This is a genomic window from Bacillus cereus (genome assembly GCF_002561295.1).
GTDB lineage: Bacteria > Bacillota > Bacilli > Bacillales > Bacillaceae_G > Bacillus_A > Bacillus_A cereus_S.
Genome location: NZ_NTUG01000064.1, coordinates 1 through 214 on the forward strand (window position 1 = coordinate 1; position 214 = coordinate 214).

The following is a 214-nucleotide window of genomic DNA, read 5'->3' on the forward strand; positions in this document are numbered from 1 at the left end:
TCGTTCCTTCTACTTTGGTTTGGCCTACTTTTGTATTCGCGATGTCATAACCTTTCACTTCGGATTGGTATCCGTCTACTGCTTGTTCTTTCACTTCATACTTGTATACATTTCCTTCGGTATCGTATGCCACTAAATCTGTAAACGCATATTTCCATTCGCTTGCCGCGCTTACTTCTTTTGTATCGATTACCTGACCATTTTGTAGTAGGTC

General features: G+C 40.7%; 1 protein-coding gene. It reads right to left on the reverse strand.

Annotated features, from left to right (window positions below; genetic code table 11):
* Positions 1–214, reverse strand: a 214-nt coding sequence (locus tag CN373_RS24415; protein WP_133116046.1) for a Cna B-type domain-containing protein, incomplete at both ends; no start/stop codon positions are given.